This window comes from Mycolicibacterium stellerae (assembly GCF_003719305.1).
GTDB lineage: Bacteria > Actinomycetota > Actinomycetes > Mycobacteriales > Mycobacteriaceae > Mycobacterium > Mycobacterium stellerae.
The window spans coordinates 22,300-41,091 of record NZ_RARC01000024.1 but is presented as its reverse complement, the minus strand read 5'-3'; the positions used below and the strand labels follow the sequence as shown (position 1 = coordinate 41,091).

Here is an 18,792-nt window from a genome sequence, read left to right as displayed (position 1 = left end):
GCAACGAGTCGGGTAACGTCACGGCAACATGGTGGCGTGCCTACCTTGTGGCCGGCTGTGAGTTAGCTGCTAGCGAGGTTTGGCCAACGGGAATGGCAGCGTTTCGCGGATGCTTCGGCCAGTGATAAGCATCACCACCCGGTCGACTCCCATACCCAACCCGCCCGTCGGGGGCATCGCGTACTCCATTGCTTGCAGGAAGTCCTCGTCGAGTTCCATCGCCTCGGGATCGCCACCAGAGGCCAGCAATGACTGTTCCTGCAGCCGCCTGCGCTGTTCGACGGGGTCGGTGAGTTCGCTGTAGGCGGTGCCCAGCTCGACGCCCCATGCGACGAGGTCCCAGCGTTCGGCAATCCCGGGGATGCTGCGGTGCGGTCGGGTCAGCGGCGACACCGAGGTCGGGAAATCTTTGTAGAACGTGGGTTCCTCGGTGCGGTCCTCGACGAGCCGCTCGTACAGTTCCAGCACGACCGCGCCGGCATCCCAGTGCGTGAGGTAGGGGATGTCTGCGGCGTCGCACAGCTTGCGCAATGTGATCAGGTCGGTATCGGGCCCGATCTGTTCGCCGAGCGCGTCGGAGACCGCGCCGTGCACGGTCTTGACCGCCCACTGTCCCGAGATGTCGACCTTTTCCAACGTGCCGCCATCGCCGGGGCGCAGAAACACCTGTTCGCCATTGGCGGCCAGTGCCGCGTTCTGGATCAACTCGCGGCAGCCGTCGATCCACACGTTGTAATCGGCGTGCGCCTGGTAGGCCTCCAGCAGCGTGAACTCCGGGTTGTGGCTGAAATCCACCCCCTCGTTGCGGAACGCGCGGCCCAGCTCGAACACCCGCTCGACACCACCAACGCACAACCGCTTGAGATACAGCTCAGGGGCGATGCGCAGATACAGGTCGAGGTCGTATGCGTTGATGTGGGTGAGAAACGGGCGGGCGTTGGCGCCGCCGTGGATCTGCTGCAGGATCGGGGTCTCCACCTCCAAAAAGCCCTTGCCGACCAATGTTTCGCGAATCGCGTGGAGGACACCACTGCGGGCGCGGATCAGCTCTCGCGCTTCGGTGTTGATCGCGAGGTCGACATAGCGCGCCCGCACCCTGGCCTCCGGATCCGTCAGCCCCTTCCATTTGTCGGGCAGCGGGCGCAGGCACTTGCCGATCAGCCGCCACTGCTTGACCATCAACGACCTGGTGCCGTTCTTGCTGTACCCCATGTGGCCGCTGACCTCGACGAGGTCGCCAAGGTCCACCGCCGTGAAATCCGGTGAGTCACCGTCGACTTGGGAATCCTCCAGCAGCAGTTGCAACTCACCGGACCAGTCGCGCAGCTGCGCGAACAGCACGCCGCCGTAATCGCGGGTTCGCAGTATCCGGCCCGCGATCGTGACGGTCGTGTCGTCGTCCTCGGCCAGCGCCTCGGCGACGGTGTGGCTCGGCTGCTTGCCGACCGGATATGGGTCAACACCGCTGTCCTGCAACGCTTTCAGCTTGGCCATCCGGACCTGCACCTGCTCTGGAACGCGGGGGCCGTCATCTGCGCCCATCTCCTCGGCGAGCGCGGTCACGTCCGGTGCGCTGCCGTCGGCATGCAGGCCGCCGGTGGCGACCAACTCGTGGGGCACCGCAGAGTGATGGCCGGTGTGCTGTTTGTTGCGCCGGGAGAACGGCAGGACGAGAAACCCCTCGGCGATCACCGACGCGACGCCGACGCGAGGTATCAGCCGGGCATCTTCGTAGCAGGCGTACCTCGGCACCCACTGCGGCTGGTATTTCATGTTCGACCGGTACAGCGTCTCCAGCTGCCACCACCGGGAAAAGAACACCAGTAGGGCGCGCCACAGCCGGGCCACCGGGCCTGCGCCCAGCTGGGCGCCCTGCTCGAAGGCCGAGCGGAACATGGCGAAGTTCAGCGAGACCCGGCTCACGCCAATGCCTTCGGCCTGCTGGATCAGTTCACTGACCATGAGTTCGATGGTGCCGTTCGGCGACTTCGGTGAGCGTCGCATCAGGTCGAGTGACAGGCCGTTGCTTCCCCACGGGACCAGCGAGAGCATCGCGACCACCTCGTCGTCGCCGGTGTATACCGCTTCGACGAGCAGGCAGTCGCCGTCGGCGGTGTCGCCGAGCCGGCCAAGGGCCATCGAAAAGCCCCGTTCGGAGTCGGTGTCACGCCATGCGTCGGCGCGTTTCACGACCGCTGCCATCTCCTCGACCGTCATGTCGCGATGCCGCCGCATCCGCACCAACAGCCCCGAACGCCGTGCGCGGGTCACAGCCTGACGCACGGCACGCATGTCCGGGCCAGTCAGCCGGAACTTGTCGGGGTAGAGGATCGCTTCGTCGCCGAGTTGCAGTGCGCTGAGCCCGGCTTCGCGGAACGCCTGGGCCGCCGTCGAACTGGCGCCCATCACGCCGGGCGCCCAGCCGTACTCCTGGCACAGCCGGAGCCACGCCTCGATCGCCGCCGGCCATGACTTCGGGTCGCCGACCGGGTCGCCGCTGGCCAGACACACGCCCACCTCGACGCGGTAGGTGATCGCTGCGCGTCCGTTCGGCGCGAACACCGCCGCCTTGTCCCGCCGGGTGGCGAAGTAACCGAGCGAATCGTTTTTCCCGTACAGCTCCAGCAGGCCGCGGATGGCGGATTCGTCCTCACCGGTGAGCGCGTTTTCTGACCGCTGCGAGCGGAACAACACGGTCGCGGCGACCATCAGGGCGAGCGCGCCGAATAGGCCGAGCAGGGCGTTGACGAACACGTGCGGGTGCTGGCCGTCGAACGCGTTGGAACCCACGCCGGCGAACGCTGCGACTCGGTTGACCGCGTAGCCAAGCCGGTAGTCGCGTTCCAGCGTGCCGGGAAAGAGTTCCAGCAGTCCCCACCCGACCAGGATTCCGACGGCCATCCCGGCGACCAGCGTCACCGCCGCCTTGAGCAGGGCGCCGCGCCGCACCTTCGCCCAGAACTCCTTGCGAGCGAGAACCAGGAATGCGACCGCGGCGATGTGGAAGGCGAGACCGATCATCTCGCCGCTCTCCTCCATCCACGTCTCGTCGCCGGTGACGATGTCGCCGATGTTCCACACGATCGAGGCGACCATGTAGAGCACGAGGATCAGCCAGGCGAGCCGTTTGCGGGCCGCCAGCGCGGCGGCCAGGAGTGCCAGCACGAAGGCCCAGGCGAAGCTGGTGTCGGGGAAGTTGAAGATGAAGTCGTTGACGAACTCCCGCGGGATCTTGATGATCACCCGCACCAGAGGCGAGACGCTCGCGATCAGCGACAGGGTCGCGATGATGCCGACGGTCCAGCCTGCGGCCGCGGGCACCCAGGAGAATTTCGAGGTGGGCCGAACCCGCGGTGGGCTAGTGAGGGTCATAGGCGGCGAGGATATTCGCTCAACCCCGGAAATGGGTGTGACCGCTACCAGACCGGGCCGGTGTATTTCTCGCCGGGCCCCTGTCCGGGTTCGTCGGGGGCGGCGCTGGACTCGCGGAATGCCAACTGCAGGCTCTTGAGCCCGTCGCGGACGGGTCCCGCATGCGGGCCGAGGTATTCGGCCGACGCGGTCACCAGACCGGCGAGGGCGGTGATCAATCTGCGTGCCTCGTCGAGATCCCGGTGCGGACTATCGTCGGGATCGGTTGCCGAAAGACCGAGCTTCTCCGCGGCCGCGCTCATCAGCATCACCGCGGCACGGGTGATGATTTCCACCGCTGGAATTTCGGCCAGCTCACGGACGGACGGCTGAGCCGTCGGTTCGGGCGATGCAGGAATTTCGGTCATGGCTGGTAGAGTGGCACGCGCGACCGTCCCGGCGTACGCCAGGGACAGCAAGTGGAGTCCCGCTCCCACCGTTGGCCACACCGGCTCAGCGGTCCGGTCTCAGACATTCTCGCGGATGTCTGTCCTGGTCGGCTTCGGGCCCTGCTTAATGCAGGGCCTTTGTGCTGATGGTGTGGGCTCCTGAAAAGAGGACAACATAGGAGGCCCCATCAGCACTGAGACCCGCGTCAACGAGCGCATTCGAGTACCTGAAGTCCGCTTGATAGGACCAGGTGGCGAGCAGGTAGGCATCGTGCGCATCGAAGACGCCCTCCGCGTCGCCGCGGATGCCGATCTCGACCTTGTCGAAGTAGCGCCGGACGCCAAGCCGCCGGTCTGCAAGATCATGGACTACGGCAAGTTCAAATACGAGACGGCCCAGAAGGCACGCGAGTCTCGCAAGAACCAGCAGCAGACCGTCGTCAAGGAACAGAAGCTGCGCCCCAAGATCGACCCGCACGACTACGAGACCAAAAAGGGCCACGTGGTCCGCTTCCTGCAAGCGGGGTCGAAGGTCAAGGTGACGATCATGTTCCGCGGACGCGAGCAGTCGCGGCCCGAGCTGGGTTACCGGCTGTTGCAGCGCCTTGGCGCCGACGTCGCCGACTACGGCTTCGTCGAGACGTCAGCCAAGCAGGACGGGCGCAACATGACGATGGTGCTGGCACCGCATCGCGGCGCGAAGACTCGCGCCAAGGCGGCGCACGACGCAGACGCACCGGCTGCGCAGCGCGCAAGCGCTCAGCCCAGCGAAGCACAGACCGACACACCATAGAACTGAGGACACATGCCCAAGGCGAAGACCCACAGTGGCGCTTCCAAACGGTTCCGGAAAACCGGCACCGGAAAGATCGTCCGCGAGAAGGCCAACCGCAGGCACCTGCTCGAGCACAAGTCGAGCAAGCGCACCCGTCGGCTCGAAGGGCGCACCGACGTGTCGGCCAACGACACCAGGCGCGTCAAGAAGCTGCTGAACGGCTAGTTTTCGGGCTGTTTTCCGAGCCTGCACCGACCTTTTGAACCGAACGAGAATAGGAACACCCCCATGGCACGCGTGAAGCGCGCAGTCAACGCCCAGAAGAAGCGGCGGACAGTACTCAAGGCCTCGAAGGGATACCGCGGCCAGCGGTCCCGGCTCTATCGCAAAGCCAAAGAGCAGCAGCTCCATTCGCTGAACTATGCGTACCGCGACCGGCGTGCCCGCAAGGGCGAGTTCCGCAAGTTGTGGATCTCCCGGATCAACGCGGCTGCCCGCGCCAATGACATCACCTACAACCGGCTCATTCAGGGGCTCAAGGCCGCCGGGGTCGAGGTCGACCGCAAGAACCTGGCCGAGATCGCGGTCAGCGACCCGGCTGCGTTCACCGCACTGGTGGACGTCGCGAAGGGCGCGCTGCCCGAGGACGTGAACGCCCCAACAGGCTCGGGCGAGGCTGCCTGACGCTCACCGAGCGCTCCGACCGGGTGGCGGCAGCGATCAAACTGCACCGCCACGTCGGCCGACGCCGCGCCGCACGCTTCCTCGCCGAGGGACCGAACCTCGTCGAGGCGGCGCTGCGGCGCGACCTCGTTATCGAGGTCTTCGTCACCGAAGCCGCGTTGAGCCGGTTTGAGTCGATGCTCGCCGACGTGCCCGTCCATGTCGTCACCGACCGCGCCGCAAAAGCACTGTCGGACACCGTGACACCGGTCGGGCTGGTCGCGGTGTGCGAAGCGCCGTCGACGAGCCTGAACGAAGTGCTGGCCGACCGGCCACGGCTCGTCGCTGTCGCTGCCGAGATTTCCGAGCCAGGCAACGCGGGCACGCTGATCCGAATCGCCGACGCGATGGGAGCAGACGCGGTCGTGTTGGCAGGCAACAGCGTCGATCCCTACAACGGCAAGTGTCTGCGCGCCTCCGCGGGAAGCATCTTCGCGGTGCCGGTGGTGAGCGAAGCCGATGCGGGGGCAGCGGTCTCCGCACTCGGCAGTGCGGGTCTGCGGGTGCTGGCGACCACCGTCGACGGTGAAGTCAGCCTCGACGACACCGATCTCTCCGGGCCGACCGCATGGTTGTTCGGGCCCGAATCCCATGGCCTGCCCGCGGAGTTGGCGGCGATGGCGGCTCACCGCGTTCGGATCCCGATGTCAGGCGGGGCCGAGAGTCTGAACGTGGCGGCCGCCGCTGCGATCTGCCTCTACCAGAGCGCAAAAGCGCACCGCGCCGGTTAGGCCGCCGAGTGTGCGGATTCGTTCGCGACATGCCGGTTGGTGTCAGACCGTCATGTCATGGTCTGACGATGGGCCAACTACTGACGGTCAAAGGCACCGATCTCCGCTACCTGCTCACCGCGTACCTGTTCGACCATGGCCCGGCGACGGTCGAGGAATTGGTCGACGCGCTCGCCTACCACGGCTTCGATCCCGTTGGACGGCATTCGAAGTCTGTCTCCGACGCACTGCGGTGGGAGATGACGCACGGTCGGGCGATTCGACTCCGCCGCGGCCACTACCGCCCCGGGGCGATGTCGCGGGCGACCCAACACCGGATCCGTCGACGGGTGCGGGCGCTGCACGACGAGGTCGCTGCCCTAGCCGTCGGGGGAGATGCGAGCCTCTCCGCCTAGCGCACAGCGCAGGCTAGTTGGCCGACTTGAGCAGTCGCTCGGACACCGCGAGCATCAGTCTCCGTGGCGTGACGCGATAGCCACTCGCCAGGAGTGAGTTTTTCCAGCCGGATACGACGGTAGGTCCGGATCTGTCGAGTGCGCCAAGGGCGGTCCCGACGACTTGTCGGGCCGTCTGCCTGCCATCGGTCAGGAAATCCTCACCAGTGCGCTCGAAGAACTCCGTCTCCGTCGCACCGGGGCAGAGCGCGAGGACCTTCACCCCTGTGCCTCTGCATTCCTGCCACAGGGCCTCGGTGAAGGACAACACGAACGCTTTCGTCGCGCCGTAAACCGCCATCCCGGGCGTCGGCTGAAACGATGCCGTTGAGGCCACGTTGATGACCACACCGCGTCCCCGCTGCGTCATGGCCGGGAGATAGCGCGCGGTCAGATCCACAAGGGTGCCGCAGTTCAACTGGATCTGCGCGGCGTTGGGTTCGGGCGCCTGGTCGACGAACTTCGAATGCAGGCCAACTCCGGCGTTGTTCACCAGCACATCGATCGTCCGTCCGAGGTCGCGGACCTTGTTCTCGAGTTCCGCGCCGGAACCGGGTACCGCGAGGTCCTCGGCGATGACGTCGACGGTGATGTCGGGATGCTTGCCGACCAGCGTGTCGTGCAGCTGGGCGAGTTTGTCGGCGCGCCGTGCGACGAGCACGAGATTGGCGCCGCGACCAGCCAGTTGGACGGCGAATTCCTCACCGATTCCGCCGCTTGCACCGGTGATCAGCGCGGTTCCGTTGTTGAACTCCACCAGGTCCTCCCCTAGTAGTAGGCCAGACCAGACCAGGCTAACCGCCGTTCAGCAGACCCCGCGCAACGTGGGTGATCTGCACCTCGTTGCTTCCCGCGTAGATCATCAGCGACTTGGCGTCGCGGGCCAGCTGCTCGACGCGATATTCAGTCATGTACCCGTTGCCGCCGAACAGTTGCACGGCATCCATCGCGACGTCAGTCGCGGCCTGCGAGCAATACCACTTGATCGCCGACGCTTCGGGCAGCGAGATCTGGGCGCCGGTCTGCGCCGCCTCGATCACCCGGAACAGCATGTTGCGCACGTTCATTCGCGCCACTTCCATATTCGCCAACTTCAGCTGGATCAGCTGGAACTGGGCGATCTCCTGACCCCACAGTTTTCGGCCCTTGGCGTAGTCGACGCACAGCTTCAGGCACTCTTCGATGACGCCGAGCGCCATCGCGGCCACTCCGATCCGCTCAGCGGAGAAGTTCGATCGTGCGCTGGCGCGGCCGTCGCTGGCGGAATCGGCGGGATCTCCTTCGGTCTCGCCCAGCAGCCGGTCGCGGCCAAGCCGGACATCGCTGAAGAACAACTCGCCGGTGCGCGAGCTGTGAATGCCCATCTTGCGCAACGGCTTTGATTGCACGAAGCCCTCCATGCCGCGATCGAGCACGAAGGTCAGCACCTTGCGATCGCGTTTGTCGACGCCGTCGCCCTCGTCCAGCTTGGCGTATACCACGACCACGTCGGCATCAGGCCCGTTGGTGATGAACGTCTTCTGCCCGTTGAGGATGTAGTCGTCGCCATCGCGCACCACATAGGACTTCATGCCGCCGAACGCATCTGAGCCGGAGTCGGGTTCGGTGATCGCCCACGCGCCCACCTTCTCGTAGGTGACAAGGCCGGGCAGCCAACGCTCCTGCTGCGCGAGTGTGCCTCGTCCTGCGATGGTCGGCACCGTCAGGCCAAGGCTGACCCCCATACCGGTAACCACCCCCATACAGACGCGGCAGAGCTCGCTGACGACCACGAATCCCATGCCTGCCGAAGCGCCGTCGCCGCCGAACATGCCACCAGACGCGTCGCCCGATTTCTGGGTGCCATCGCGCATCCGGGCCAGCCGCTTGTCCAACGAATCGCGGGCCAGTGCATCGATGCCGAAGGTCGCGAAAAGCTTGCGGATGATGGGGTAGGGCTCCATCTCGCCGCTTTCCAGCGCGTCGACGTGGGGGCGGACCTCTTTGTCCACGAATTCCCGCACGGCGTCGCGCACGGCGATATCGACATCAGACCAATCGAGCATGCCTGGAGCCTATGCGGCGGTGCTTCGGCCGCGCGCCGGGCGTAGGCCCGCCAGCGAGAACGTGGTGTGCACCAGCGAGCCAGCGCGGTCGAGCAGGGTCTTGCGCCGCGGAACGTAGTGCATCGGCATGTCTCTGCGATCGCGCGGCGGGGCCATGAACGCGGGCGCCTCAACCAGCGGTGCATCGTCGGCGCTGCGGCCGGACGCGCGGCGGTAGGCGGCCAGCGCACGTGGGTGCAGCCGAATCTCATCGGGCACGACGACGAACGCCATTTCGACCAGCTTGCCGAACAGTCGCAGCAGCACTTCGTCGCCCGCGCTCCAGCGCATGCCTGCCTTCTCCCGCACCACAGGGTCGAACATCCCAGCGGCGATCCAGCGCTGCCCGGCCACCATCGGTTTGAACAGCTGGTCCCAGATCGGGGTCGGCATCAGGACGAACCACGGTTTGGGAATCCGGATCGAGAAGATGTCGAGGGTCGCGCGGTTGATCTCCAGTTCGTCGCTGCAGACGCGGTCCCAGTACTCGCAGAACTCCTCCCACGACTTGGGCACCGGCCGCATGCTCATGCCGTACTGGGCATACCACTGCACGTGCTCGGAGAAGAGTTGGCGCTTGTCGGCCTCGGTCAGCCCGCCGCAGAAGTAGTCGGCCACCTTGATCACCAACATGAAGAAGGTGGCGTGCGCCCAGTAGAACGTCTCGGGGTTCAGTGCGTGGTAGCGCCGTCCGGCGGAGTCGACCCCCTTGATCGTGGCGTGGAAGCCCTTGATCTGCTGACCGGTTTGGGACGCCCGATCCCCGTCGTAGACGACACCCATGATCGGGTACACCGACCGCGCCACCCGTTGCAGAGGCTCCCGCAGCAGGATGGAATGCTGCTCGACGCCCGCGCCCAGTTCGGGATACATGTTCTGCAGTGCGCCGATCCATACGCCCATCATTCCGGTGCGCAGATCGCCGAAGTACTTCCAGGTCAGGGAGTCCGGACCGAGCGGATCGGATCGTTTGGTTCGTCTCGTCGTCGAGCTGACCGTCACAAGTTCACGATAAACTTGACAACGCACGTTGTCCATTATTTCGGGGCGCGTCGCACCGTGTTTGCCCGCCGAAAGAGCGGGCATCTAACCTTGCGCAATGGATGCCGAATCGTTCGATGAACGGTCCGGCGCGTCATCGCGACCGCGGGACTGGCTGCGGAGCACCAACCACAGTCCCGGAGTTGTGTCATTCATCCGACGAGCACGCCGTGCACTACCCGGCGACCCCGATTTCGGAGATCCGTTGTCGGCAGCGGGAGTTGGCGGACCGAGTGCCGCCGCGCGAGCGGCCGACCGACTGTTGCAACGCGACGCGGCGTCACGCGAGGTCAGCCTCGCCGGTTTGCAGGTGTGGCAGGCGCTCACCGAGCGCGTCTCGGGCAAACCCGCCAATCGCGAGGTCACGCTGGTTTTTACGGACCTGGTCGGCTTCTCGTCATGGGCGTTGAAGGCCGGCGACGACGCCACGCTGAAGCTGCTTCGGCGGGTCGCACAGGTCGTCGAACCGCCACTGCTGGAAGCGGGCGGTCATATCGTCAAGCGGATGGGCGACGGCACCATGGCGGTGTTCGCCGACCCCGCCACCGCGGTTCGTGCCGTGCGTACCAGTCTCGATGCGGTCAAAGATGTTGAGGTCCAGGGCTATACACCGCGGATACGTGCCGGGGTGCACACTGGCAGGCCGCAGCGGATCGGCTCGGACTGGCTCGGCGTCGACGTCAACATCGCCGCCCGGGTGATGCAGCGTGCGGCCAGGGGCGGGCTGGTCGTGTCGCAGGCCACGATGGACCGAATCCCCGAAGCGGACTTCGATGCGCTCGGCTTGTCCGCCAAACGGATACGTAAGCAAGTGTTTTCGCCGAAGCAGGATGGCGTGCCCGCTGATCTGGCCATGTATCGCGTGAAAACTCGCAGAGAGTTGCCAGGAGAGGACGAGGAGAGCGACGACGTCGCCGACGCATAGTGGTCGGTGAGATGTTGTTCGGCTTGCTGCGGGCGCTGGCCCGGATCCGTGTCACCGTCGCCTATGCGGCGATTCTGACCGGCGTGACCTCCGTTCTGATGGCGCTCGGGCCACGGGTGCAGACCCGCGTCATCAGCCATGCCAGCACAAACCTGCACAACCTGAGCCACGGCCATCTCGGCACTTTGCTCTTCAGTGCATTCGTCATCGAGGCGGGGCCCATCTATGTCTGGTTGCCCGGCTTGATGTGCCTGTTGGCGGTCGCCGAGTTGATGTGGCGCAGCCGTCGTCTGGTGGTGGCGTTCGCGGCGGGCCACATCGGCGCCACACTCCTGGTCGCGGTCGGGCTCACCGCGGCGGTCGAGCTCGGCTGGCTGACGACGGACGTGACCCGGGCCACCGACGTGGGGATGAGCTACGGCGCCTCGGCCGTCCTTGGTGCCCTCAGTGGGGCGATTCCGCGGCGGTTGCGGCCCGCATGGACGGGCTGGTGGCTCGCGGTTGCCGCGGCGGTGGTGGCCGTCAACAGGGACTTCACCGATGTGGGTCACGCGGTGGCGCTGGTGCTCGGCATTCTCGTTTCGACCCGGTTCGGACGGGCCGCCGAGTGGACCCCGGTGCGGTGTCTGCTGCTCGTCGTCGCAGCGGCATTCGGCTTTCTGATGCTGGCTAACAACACCCCGACGTTGGTCGCGGCGTCCGGGCTTGGCCTCGTCGGTGCCGTGCTATCGGAGGCGGCGGTGGGGCGCAGGCCCGCTCGTCGGCGGGCGTCGCGATCGGTCGCCCCGGGCTGCGCACTCACCACTGGTGTCGCGTGACGCGGCTCTCACCTAGCGATCACCTATGATCGCCGGGTGGCTGATCAGCCTATAGATTTGTCGGAGGAAGCGCTGGCCAAGCTGGTCAGCGCGGCCCAGCACGCCTTCGATCTGGCTGGGGACCTTGACGCTCTTGCGCGGGCCAAGACGGAGCACCTGGGCGACCGCGCGCCACTTTCGCTGGCTCGGCAGGCGCTCGGATCGCTGCCGAAGGCCGACCGAGCCGACGCGGGCAAGCGGGTGAACGTCGTGCGCGCCGAAGCGCAGCGCAGCTACGACGCGCGGCTCGAGGTGCTGCGCGCCGAACGCGACGCCGCGGTGTTGGTCGCCGAGAGAATCGACGTGACGCTGCCGTCGACGCGTCAGCCCATCGGCGCCCGGCACCCGATCACGATCCTCGCCGAACACATCGCAGACACCTTCGTGGCGATGGGCTGGGAGCTGGCCGAGGGGCCGGAGGTCGAGACCGAGCAGTTCAACTTCGACGCGCTCAACTTTCCGCCCGACCATCCGGCGCGCAGCGAGCAGGACACCTTCTACGTTGCGCCGGAGGGATCGCGGCAGGTGCTGCGCACCCACACGTCGCCCGTACAGATCAGGGCACTCCTCGAACGCGACCTGCCGGTCTACATCATCTCGATCGGCCGTACCTTCCGCACCGACGAACTCGACGCGACGCACACCCCGGTCTTCCACCAGGTGGAAGGCCTCGCGGTGGACAAGGGGCTGACGATGGCCAACCTGCGCGGCACGCTGGACGCGTTCGCCCGCTCGGAGTTCGGACCGCAGGCCCGCACTCGGTTCCGCCCGCACTTCTTCCCGTTCACCGAGCCGTCTGCCGAGGTCGACGTGTGGTTCGAGAACAAGAAGGGCGGGGCCGGCTTCGTGGAGTGGGGCGGCTGCGGCATGGTCAATCCGAATGTGTTGCGCGCCTGCGGTATCGACCCCGAGATCTACTCCGGCTTCGCATTCGGCATGGGCATGGAGCGCACGCTGCAGTTCCGCAACGGCATCCCCGACATGCGCGACATGGTCGAGGGTGACGTCCGGTTCTCGCTGCCGTTCGGGGTCGGCGCCTGATGCGACTTCCCTACAGCTGGCTGCGGGACGTCGTGGCGGCAGGCGCACCCGGGTGGGACGTTCCCGTCGGCGAACTCGAGAAGACACTGATCCGCATCGGCCACGAGGTCGAGGAGATCATCCCGGTAGGCCCGGTGAGCGGTCCGCTCACCGTCGGCCGCGTTCTCGAGATCGAGGAGCTCACCGACTTCAAGAAGCCGATCCGCGCGGTGAAAGTGGACGTCGGTGAAGCCGATCCCCGCGATATCGTCTGCGGCGCAACGAACTTCGCCGTCGGGGACCTGGTTGTGGTGGCACTGCCGGGAACCACGTTGCCGGGCGACTTCACCATTACGGCGCAGAAGACATACGGCCGCACCTCCGACGGGATGATCTCCTCGACGGCCGAGTTGAACCTCGGCACCGACCATTCCGGAATTCTCGTGTTGCCGCCGGGCACCGCCGACCCGGGTGCGCCCGCCGCCGATGTGCTCGGACTCGACGACACCGTGTTCCACCTGGCGATCACCCCGGACCGTGGTTACTGCCTTTCGGTGCGCGGCATGGCCCGCGAGATCGCCAACGCTTACGACCTCGACTATGTCGACCCCGCCGACGTCGCTCCGTTACCCGTCGACGGCGATGCGCTGCCGGTGACGATCGAGCCAGGCACCGGTGTCCTGAGGTTCGGACTGCGGCCAGTGACCGGCATCGATCCGGCGGCGGCGTCGCCCTGGTGGCTGCAGAGGCGGCTGTTGCTCAGCGGCATCCGGGCGATCTCGCCCGCCGTCGACGTGACGAACTACGTGATGCTCGAGCTCGGGCACCCGATGCACGCCCACGACCGCAGCCTGATCACCGGTGGCTTCCGGGTCCGGTTCGCCGAGCCGGGGGAGACGGTGGTCACCCTCGACGACATCACCCGAACGTTGGATCCGGGCGACGTGCTCATCGTCGACGACGTCGCAACCGCGGCGATCGGCGGCGTGATGGGCGCGGGCACCACCGAGGTACGCGACAGCACCACCGACGTGCTGCTCGAGGCGGCGGTATGGGATCCCGCATCGGTGTCGCGCACCCAGCGGCGGCTGCACCTCAACAGCGAGGCAGGCCGCCGCTATGAACGCGCCGTCGACCCCGCCGTCTCGGTCGCCGCACTGGACCGATGCGCCGCACTGCTCGCTGACATTGCCGGGGGCACGGTCGAACCCACCTTGACGGACTGGCGGGGCGATCCGCCGCGATCGGACTGGTCGCCGCCTCCGGTCAGCATGGCCAGCGATCTGCCGGACCGTACCGCCGGGGTGACCTACGCCGAGGGCACCACGCGGCGAAGGCTCACCCAGATCGGCGCCGACGTGACCGACGACGGCGGGCTGATAACGGCGACGCCGCCGAGCTGGCGGCCCGACATCCGGCAGCCTGCCGACCTCGTCGAGGAGGTGCTGCGGCTGGAGGGCCTTGAGGGCATTCCATCCGTGCTGCCGCAGGCACCCGCCGGACGCGGTCTGACGCCGGCGCAGAAGCGCCGCCGTGCCGTCGGAAAGTCATTGGCGCTCAATGGATATGTGGAGGTCCTGCCCAGTCCGTTCCTGCCCGCGGGGGTGTTCGACCAGTGGGGCCTGCCGAGCGACGATCCGCGCCGCGCCGCAACGCACGTACTCAACCCACTCGAGGCCGATCGTCCCGGCCTGGCCACCACATTGTTGCCAGGGCTGTTGGAATCGTTGGCCCGCAACGTGTCCCGCGGCGCCGTCGACACCGCACTCTTCGCGATCGAGCAGGTGGTCGAGCCGACATCGCAGACGCGCGCCGTCGAGTTGATACCGACCGATCGCAGGCCCACCGACGCCGAGATCGCGATGCTCGACGCGTCATTGCCGAATCAGCCGCAGCACGTCGGTGCGGTGCTGACAGGGCTGCGCGAGCTCGCCGGTCCGTGGGGACCTGGGCGGCCGGTCCACGCCACCGACGCGTTCGAAGCGGTCCGTATCGTCGGCCGCGCGGCAGGCGTCGAGCTGACATTGCGCCCCGCGCAGTATCTGCCGTGGCACCCCGGCCGATGCGCCGAGGTGCTGGTCGGCGACACCGTCGTCGGCCACGCAGGCCAACTGCATCCAGCGGTCATCGAGCGGTCGGGTCTGCCGAAGGGCACCTGCGCCGTCGAGTTGAATCTCGACGCCGTCCCGATCACCGAGACGCTGCCCGCTCCCGCGGTGTCGCCGTTTCCCGCGGTGTTCCAGGACGTCGCGCTGATCGTCGACGCCGAGGTCGCCGCACAAAGTGTGGTCGACGCTGTCCGAGAGGGCGCCGGTGAGCTGCTCGAGGACGTCCGGTTGTTCGATGTGTACACCGGACCGCAGATCGGCGAGGGCCGCAAGTCGATCGCGTTGGCGCTGCGCTTTCGTGCCGGGGATCGCACGCTGACCGAAGACGAGGCCAGCGCCGCCCGTGACGCCGCAGTCGCGAACGCCGCGCAGCGTGTCGGCGCCGAGCAGCGGCGCTGAGATCGGCTGCTAAGCAACCGGATTGGTCAGCGATGCCAGCCCGTCGCCCAGTTCGCACGAAACGACGTCGCCCGCCACGATCGGTACGGCTCCCGGCGTCCCCGTCGACAGAATGTCACCGGGGTAGAACGGCATCACCTGGCTGTGGAAGCTGAGCAGTTCGGCGGGGGAGAACGTCATGCCTGCAACCGTGTCCGCGCGGTGCGCCGCGCCGTTGTGCACGGTCGCGACCCGCAGATCCGCGAGCGGACCATGCGCGGCCACCTCGTCGAGGGTGATCAGATCGGGTCCGAACGAGAAAAAGGTGGGGTAGTTCTTCACCCGCGTCAGGTATCGCGGGTTCTCCATCAAGATCTCCTCGGCGGTCTGGTCGAGGACCGGCACCACACCCGCCACGTAGGACATCGCGTCGTGAACCCCGACGCGGTGGCAGGTACGCCCGATGACAAGACCGAGTTCGGCTTCCGCGGTCACGCGGCCGATCCCTTGCGGCACCACGATCGGCTCCCCGGGACCGACGATGGTGTGGTCACCCTTGATGAACGACGCGGGCGACGTGCGGGGGGCCTGCTCGCCGAGGTCACCCGCATGCGCGCCGTAGTTGAGCCCGATGCCGAGGATCTTGCGCGGCCTGGTCCACGGCGCGGCGACCGGTGACTGCGGGTCCACGAATGCAGCGGAGTCGACGCCGGCCGCGATGGCATCGGCCAGCGGATCCAGCGCTCCGACCGCCAGCAGCGAGAGTAGATCCGACGGCGCGCTGTCGAGGATGCGGTCGATCCTGGCGAGGCTGCCGTCCGGCAGCGCGACGCAGGCGGCGCCATCTGACTGAAGAGTCCGGAGCCGCATGCGTTATCCGACGCTCTTGAGTTGTCCGCCGTCGACGCGGATGACGGAGCCGGTCACATACGAGGCCCGCTCGCTGCACAGGAATGCGGCCACGTCGGCGTACTCGTCAGGCCGGCCGTACCGACCCAGTGCCATCGTTTTGGCGCTGGCCGCCACCACATCGTCGCTGGTATTGCCTTCGCGTTCGGCCCTGCGCTCGTCCAGGAATCTCGTCCTGGCCGTCTCGATGCGGCCGGGCACGATGATGTTGGTTGTCACGCCGTCGCGACCCACCTCGTCGGCGAGCGTCTTCGACCAGGTGTGCAGGCTGGCGCGCAGCGTGTTGGATATCGCGAGGTTCGGGATCGGGCTGAGCGCTCCGCCCGATGTCGACGTGAGAATGCGGCCCCAGCCCCGCTCGCGCATGCCTGGTAGCACCCTGTCGGTGATGACGATGACCGAGAGGATCATCTGCTCGAAGCTGGTGCGCCAGGTGGCGGCGTCCTGACCCGCCGCTGGCGTCGGCGGCGGCCCGCCGGTGTTGTTCACGAGAATGTCCACCGGCCCGAGGGCGTTCTCGATCGCGCTGACGTGGGTGTCCACAGAGTCGAGATCGCCCAGATCCCAGGTGAGCGGCAGCGCTTTCACGCCTGCGGCTTCGATGCGCTCGGCGGTGTCGGCGAGTTTGTCTGCTGAGCGCCCGGCGGCCGCCACGTTCGCGCCTTCTTCGGCGAGCCGCACGGCGATCGCGCCGCCAAGGCCGCCGCTGGCACCGAGGACGAGGGCGGTACGTCCGGTGATGCCGAGATCCATAATCGGCTCCTTCAGCGGGTTGCAGTGTTGGTTGGCAAGGTCGCGAGGTGCATCTCCAGCAGTGCAATCAACGTATCCGGCAGTCTGAGTGCCGGCGGGCGCACCCCGCCGGAGGCGATCACGCCGCGTCGCCGGAGCAGTTCCTTGCGGATCGAAAGGCCCACCCGCAGCTGTCCCTCGAAGTTGGCGAGCGGAAGCCACGGCGCCCAGACATCGCGGGCAGCGGCGAATCCGCCGTCTCGATGAGCCCGCAGGACGGCCGCCAATGCGGCCGGATGGCTGAATCCGGTCATCGCGCCCGCCGAGCCTGCGGCCAGCTCATCGAGAAGCCCGACGCCGCCGAGACCGCCGAAGACCGGGACGTCGAGGTTGGAAACCAGGTGTGCCACCGCGACTGATGTCGGCGGCGTCTCCGATTTCACCCCGACCGCGAAAGGACAGGCCGACGCGATCTCGACGACCTGCTCGTCGGTGACGCTGACCCCCGAGACGACCGGATAGTCCTGAATGAGGATGCCGACTCCCGTCGCGTCGTACAGGCGGTGCAGCGCCGCGGTTGCGGCGGCCGGGTCGGCGTCGCCGATCTGCGCCATCAGGGCGACCGGCCGACGAGGTACGGCGGCGAGTAGCCGACGGGCCTGCTCGACGACCGCGGCCGGGTCGCGCTCAGAAAGGCCGAGCACGAACGGCAGGTCGGTCGACGATGCGACGGTGTGCGCCACGCTGTCGGCCTCGTCGGGGTTGAGCGCCGCCGCCTCGCCGAAGACGCCGAGCGCCACCAGGCCGCCCGCACCGTCGGCGGCAAACGATGCCACCTCGGTGCGCAACGAGTCCAGGTCGACATCGAGCCTGTCGTCGAAGGGTGTCGCGAGGACACCCCAAAGACCTTGGGACAGTGGATGGGTCACACCGATCACCTTCCGTTCTCGATTGCCGTCACGATGTGTTCGGCGATGGCAAGCGACGACGTCGCCGCAGGCGAAGGCGCGTTGCGAAGCAGGACGACGCGCTCTCGAATGCTGATTCGGAAATCGTCGACGAGTCCGCCGTCGGAGTCGAGCGCCTGCGCGCGAATGCCTGCGACTCCGGGGACGACGTCGTCGTCGCCCAGCTCGGGCACGTAGGCACGCGCGGCCGCAATGAACCGCCGCTTGCTCAGCGACCCACCCATCTCCCTGATCCCGGTGCGCCAATGACGGCGGGCAAAGCGCCAAAATGCCGGTGCGCGTGCCACTTCCACAACATCGGGGATCGAGATCTTGCCCCAGGTGTACCCCTCGCGGGCGAGGGCGAGCACGGCGTTCGGGCCGATCAGAACCTCGCCGTCGACGCGGGGCGTCACGTGCACTCCGAGAAAGGGGTAGCGAGGGTCGGGCACCGGGTAGACGAGACCGTTCACCAGGCTGCGCCGTTCGGGTTTCAGCGCGTAGTACTCGCCGCGGAACGGCATGATCACCGGGTCGGGGTCGTCGCCGGCCAGTTCGGCCAGCCGATCGCTCTGCAGTCCGCCGCAGACCACGATCCGGTCGAATGCCGCCTCGGTGGAACCGCCTGCGCTGTCGGCGGTTACCACCACCTCGGTGCTCGACGGTCGGATGCCCACGACCTGGTGGCCGAGCAATATCGTCGCGCCGTCGCCGACCGCGTCTTCTGCGAGCGCCCGCGTCACCTCGGCGAAGTTCACGATCGACGTGGACGGTGAGTGCAGGGCGCCGACGCCACGCACATGTGGTTCCAGCTCGCGCAGTTCGTCAGGACCGATGATGCGCACTCCGGGCACACCGTTTGCCTGTGCCCGCTCGATGATGTTGTTCAGCCGGGCGCGTTCGGCTTCGTCGAGCGCGACGAGCACCTTCCCGCAGGCGATCCGCCGAATGCCGCGTTGCTCGCAGAACTCTTCGAGTAGGCCGACACCGCGGCGGCAGAGCACCGCCTTGTTGGAGCCGGGCTCGTAGTACAGGCCCGCATGAACGACCCCACTGTTTCTTCCTGTCTGATGCGACGCGAGGCGATCCTCCTTCTCGAACAGCGTCACGTCCGTGTCGGGCCGACGCTTGAGGATCTCGCGGGCGACCGCCACACCGAGGATGCCGCCACCGACCACACCGACCCGGTCGGTCACCGGTTGTGGAAGTGGGGTGGGCACATCGAGTGAGCCTAGTTCGGACTCACCACCAGCCGGGCCGGGCCGCGACCGAGCACCCGGCGAGCGGACCAACGGGGGAACACCACAAGAGTGAGTTTGCACCACACT

18 protein-coding genes are annotated in these 18,792 nt (G+C 67.1%); 9 read left to right on the top strand and 9 right to left on the bottom strand.

All coding sequences use genetic code 11. The annotated features are described in order from the left end of the window. Window positions 1–69: 69 nt before the first annotated feature. Together lysX and D6M19_RS24215 are read right to left on the bottom strand one after the other, a co-directional pair. Complete coding sequence (lysX, locus tag D6M19_RS24220) at window positions 70–3,372, bottom strand: bifunctional lysylphosphatidylglycerol synthetase/lysine--tRNA ligase LysX (RefSeq protein WP_123027817.1); 3,303 nt, start codon at window positions 3,370–3,372, stop codon at window positions 70–72. Between the two features lie 44 nt (window positions 3,373–3,416). Further along, window positions 3,417–3,779 carry a DUF1844 domain-containing protein gene (locus D6M19_RS24215; protein ID WP_123027816.1) on the bottom strand — a complete coding sequence of 121 codons (363 nt, stop codon included), beginning with the start codon at window positions 3,777–3,779 and terminating at the stop codon, window positions 3,417–3,419. Between the two features lie 208 nt (window positions 3,780–3,987). On the opposite strand from D6M19_RS24215, the gene infC reads away from it, so the two are divergent. The 5 genes from infC to D6M19_RS24190 all read left to right on the top strand — a co-directional run bounded on the left by infC (window position 3,988) and on the right by D6M19_RS24190 (window position 6,424). Next, a complete protein-coding gene (gene infC / locus D6M19_RS24210) occupies window positions 3,988–4,593 on the top strand; it encodes a translation initiation factor IF-3 (RefSeq protein WP_123027815.1) in 606 nt (201 codons plus the stop codon). A 12-nt stretch (window positions 4,594–4,605) separates the two neighbouring features. Continuing rightward, the gene (gene rpmI, locus D6M19_RS24205) at window positions 4,606–4,800 is read left to right on the top strand and encodes a 50S ribosomal protein L35 (protein ID WP_123027814.1); all 195 of its coding nucleotides are present in this window, start codon (window positions 4,606–4,608) and stop codon (window positions 4,798–4,800) included. A 63-nt stretch (window positions 4,801–4,863) separates the two neighbouring features. Next, window positions 4,864–5,259 (top strand): 50S ribosomal protein L20, encoded by a 396-nt coding sequence (rplT, locus tag D6M19_RS24200; protein WP_123027813.1) that lies wholly within the window; start codon window positions 4,864–4,866, stop codon window positions 5,257–5,259. A gap of 23 nt (window positions 5,260–5,282) precedes the next feature. Then, window positions 5,283–6,029 carry a TrmH family RNA methyltransferase gene (locus D6M19_RS24195; protein ID WP_123027812.1) on the top strand — a complete coding sequence of 249 codons (747 nt, stop codon included), beginning with the start codon at window positions 5,283–5,285 and terminating at the stop codon, window positions 6,027–6,029. Between the two features lie 68 nt (window positions 6,030–6,097). Beyond that, a complete protein-coding gene (locus tag D6M19_RS24190) occupies window positions 6,098–6,424 on the top strand; it encodes a hypothetical protein (protein ID WP_123027811.1) in 327 nt (108 codons plus the stop codon). A 13-nt stretch (window positions 6,425–6,437) separates the two neighbouring features. Here D6M19_RS24190 and D6M19_RS24185 read toward each other — a convergent pair whose 3' ends face one another. From D6M19_RS24185 to D6M19_RS24175, 3 genes are read right to left on the bottom strand one after another with little or no spacing between them, the layout of a single operon-like run. After that, on the bottom strand, window positions 6,438–7,220 hold the full coding sequence (locus D6M19_RS24185; RefSeq protein WP_123027810.1) for an SDR family NAD(P)-dependent oxidoreductase: 783 nt from the start codon (window positions 7,218–7,220) through the stop codon (window positions 6,438–6,440). A gap of 37 nt (window positions 7,221–7,257) precedes the next feature. Continuing rightward, complete coding sequence (locus D6M19_RS24180) at window positions 7,258–8,508, bottom strand: acyl-CoA dehydrogenase family protein (protein WP_123027809.1); 1,251 nt, start codon at window positions 8,506–8,508, stop codon at window positions 7,258–7,260. Window positions 8,509–8,517: 9 nt separating this feature from the next. Then, window positions 8,518–9,585 (bottom strand): oxygenase MpaB family protein, encoded by a 1,068-nt coding sequence (locus tag D6M19_RS24175; RefSeq protein ID WP_123027808.1) that lies wholly within the window; start codon window positions 9,583–9,585, stop codon window positions 8,518–8,520. Between the two features lie 61 nt (window positions 9,586–9,646). Between D6M19_RS24175 and D6M19_RS24170 the strand changes: the two genes are divergently transcribed. From D6M19_RS24170 to pheT, 4 genes are read left to right on the top strand one after another with little or no spacing between them, the layout of a single operon-like run. Further along, window positions 9,647–10,513: an adenylate/guanylate cyclase domain-containing protein gene (locus tag D6M19_RS24170; RefSeq protein ID WP_123027807.1), complete on the top strand. Its 867-nt coding sequence runs from the start codon at window positions 9,647–9,649 to the stop codon at window positions 10,511–10,513. Between the two features lie 11 nt (window positions 10,514–10,524). Continuing rightward, window positions 10,525–11,331 carry a rhomboid-like protein gene (locus tag D6M19_RS24165; RefSeq protein ID WP_123027868.1) on the top strand — a complete coding sequence of 269 codons (807 nt, stop codon included), beginning with the start codon at window positions 10,525–10,527 and terminating at the stop codon, window positions 11,329–11,331. Between the two features lie 36 nt (window positions 11,332–11,367). Further along, the gene (gene pheS, locus D6M19_RS24160; RefSeq protein WP_123027806.1) at window positions 11,368–12,411 is read left to right on the top strand and encodes a phenylalanine--tRNA ligase subunit alpha; all 1,044 of its coding nucleotides are present in this window, start codon (window positions 11,368–11,370) and stop codon (window positions 12,409–12,411) included. Further along, window positions 12,411–14,897, top strand: a complete 2,487-nt coding sequence (pheT, locus tag D6M19_RS24155) for a phenylalanine--tRNA ligase subunit beta (protein WP_123027805.1) — start codon at window positions 12,411–12,413, stop codon at window positions 14,895–14,897. Before pheS ends, pheT begins: the two co-directional genes overlap by 1 nt. 9 nt (window positions 14,898–14,906) lie before the next feature. Here the strand turns inward: pheT and D6M19_RS24150 are convergent, their stop codons facing one another. The 4 genes from D6M19_RS24150 to lhgO are packed head-to-tail and all read right to left on the bottom strand — an operon-like array spanning window position 14,907 to window position 18,660. Further along, window positions 14,907–15,746 carry a fumarylacetoacetate hydrolase family protein gene (locus D6M19_RS24150; protein ID WP_123027804.1) on the bottom strand — a complete coding sequence of 280 codons (840 nt, stop codon included), beginning with the start codon at window positions 15,744–15,746 and terminating at the stop codon, window positions 14,907–14,909. A gap of 3 nt (window positions 15,747–15,749) precedes the next feature. Then, on the bottom strand, window positions 15,750–16,538 hold the full coding sequence (locus D6M19_RS24145; protein ID WP_123027803.1) for an SDR family oxidoreductase: 789 nt from the start codon (window positions 16,536–16,538) through the stop codon (window positions 15,750–15,752). 11 nt (window positions 16,539–16,549) lie between these two features. Then, complete coding sequence (locus tag D6M19_RS24140) at window positions 16,550–17,446, bottom strand: dihydrodipicolinate synthase family protein (RefSeq protein ID WP_164478663.1); 897 nt, start codon at window positions 17,444–17,446, stop codon at window positions 16,550–16,552. A 5-nt stretch (window positions 17,447–17,451) separates the two neighbouring features. Beyond that, the gene (lhgO, locus tag D6M19_RS24135; RefSeq protein WP_123027802.1) at window positions 17,452–18,660 is read right to left on the bottom strand and encodes an L-2-hydroxyglutarate dehydrogenase; all 1,209 of its coding nucleotides are present in this window, start codon (window positions 18,658–18,660) and stop codon (window positions 17,452–17,454) included. Window positions 18,661–18,792 lie beyond the last annotated feature (132 nt).